This window comes from Micromonospora sp. NPDC002411 (assembly GCF_053592955.1).
The window spans coordinates 1-1,031 of record NZ_JBSFBM010000654.1 but is presented as its reverse complement, the minus strand read 5'-3'; the positions used below and the strand labels follow the sequence as shown (position 1 = coordinate 1,031).

At 72.1% G+C, this 1,031-nt stretch carries 2 protein-coding genes and 2 pseudogenes; 1 reads left to right on the top strand and 3 read right to left on the bottom strand.

Annotated elements, in window-relative coordinates; all coding sequences use genetic code 11:
• The 3 genes and pseudogenes from ACWCO3_RS34815 to ACWCO3_RS34805 all read right to left on the bottom strand — a co-directional run.
• A pseudogene (locus ACWCO3_RS34815) lies at window positions 1-250 on the bottom strand (beta-ketoacyl-[acyl-carrier-protein] synthase family protein); the annotation flags it as partial.
• Window positions 243-488 (bottom strand): acyl carrier protein, encoded by a 246-nt coding sequence (locus ACWCO3_RS34810; RefSeq protein WP_145781526.1) that lies wholly within the window; start codon window positions 486-488, stop codon window positions 243-245. The pseudogene ACWCO3_RS34815 and the gene ACWCO3_RS34810, both read right to left, overlap by 8 nt.
• The gene (locus tag ACWCO3_RS34805) at window positions 488-772 is read right to left on the bottom strand and encodes an acyl carrier protein (RefSeq protein WP_145781523.1); all 285 of its coding nucleotides are present in this window, start codon (window positions 770-772) and stop codon (window positions 488-490) included. The genes ACWCO3_RS34810 and ACWCO3_RS34805 overlap by 1 nt, the downstream gene beginning before the upstream one ends.
• Before the next feature lie 15 nt (window positions 773-787).
• On the opposite strand from ACWCO3_RS34805, the pseudogene ACWCO3_RS34800 reads away from it, so the two are divergent.
• Window positions 788-1,031, top strand: a pseudogene (locus ACWCO3_RS34800) (hypothetical protein); the annotation flags it as partial.

Genomic DNA, 1,031 nt, shown 5'->3' with positions numbered 1-1,031 from the left:
CGCGCTGCGCGGCGGTCAGGCCGGCCGCGTGGCAGGCCGCGTCGACGGCGGCGGTCAGTTCGTCGGGCAGCGCACCGACATCGGGCAGGGTGGCCGCCACGGTGACCCGGCGGGCGGCGGTGTCGAAACGGCGTACCGCTCCGAACGCCGGAACACCGGCCAGCGCGCCGGCGAGCTGCGCCTCGGCACCCCGACCCAGGGCACTGACCGCGTGTACGCCGGTGAGCTGCGCGACGCGCGACTCAGCCATCTGCGGAGGTCGTCAGCGACGCCCGGAACACCGCCAGGGCGTCGTCGACGGTACGGATTCCGGCCAGCTCGTCGTCGGTGAGGTCGAGCCGTCGGTCGTAACGCTGCTCGACGAGGTGCACCAGCCAGGCAAGCTCCATCGAGCCGACCCGGTCGGACACCTCGGCAGCCGGTTTCGCGGTGAGTTCGGCGAGCATGGTCAGCAGGTCAGCTCGCCCCAGGTCGGGCTGACCGCCCATCAGGCTTTGTCGCTCGTCGCCGCCGTGCCGGTCGTCGCCTGGGTGACGCGGTTGGCGACCATTGTGGTGAACTCGCCCACCGTCATCAGGGCCAACTGCTCCGACTCGTCGTCGGCGAACGTCACGCCGTACCGGTCCTCGACCCGGACGGACAGGTCGGCCAGGGCGAGCGACTCCAGGTCGACGCCGGCGGGGCCGAGCGTGGTGTCGTCGTCGAGTCCCTCGACGTCGTAGTTCATGTCGGCGAGCTGCTCGACGACGAAGGCGCGGACCTCGGCTCTCATGGATAACCTCTCTGGGTGGGCCAGCTGACGGCGTCCGGTCGGGACACCGCCTACGTGTGGGTCGGTCGGGATACCGGCGGTCAGCCGGATCCCGCCGCTGATCTGCTGCGTCGGGCGGGCGGTCTGCTGCTCGACCGTCCGGCTGCCGAGCTGCTGCTGGCGCACGACAGCGCAGGACGGCCGGTCGTCCGCACGGCCCGGTCGGAGCGGCTGTGGGTCAGCGTCAGCCGTACCGCCGGTCGACCAACCGGGTGCGCAT